At 59.8% G+C, this 241-nt stretch carries 1 pseudogene; it reads left to right on the forward strand.

Annotated elements, in window-relative coordinates:
* Positions 1-241: pseudogene (locus tag ACFZPT_RS26920) on the forward strand (DUF4350 domain-containing protein); the annotation flags it as partial.

A 241-nucleotide genomic window follows, 5' to 3' on the forward strand; every position in this document is an offset into this window, starting at 1 on the left:
TCTGATGCATCTCGACCTCGGCCTGGGTGGTGTGACTGTGATCACCGACAGCGACGTGTGGAAAACCGCAATTATCGGTAAGCACGACATTGCCTGGTTGCTGTGGTACCTGACACAGGGCACGGCCGTGACTCTGTTGGCCTACGGTGATGTGGACGATCTGTTCAGCCTGCTGCTGCGCTTTTTCCCCCAAGCACTGGTAGCGCTGTCGGCCTTGATCGCCCTGGCCCTGTGGCACGCG

The sequence above is a fragment of the Pseudomonas sp. MD330_10 genome (genome assembly GCF_042610415.1).
Taxonomy (GTDB): domain Bacteria; phylum Pseudomonadota; class Gammaproteobacteria; order Pseudomonadales; family Pseudomonadaceae; genus Aquipseudomonas; species Aquipseudomonas rhodesiae.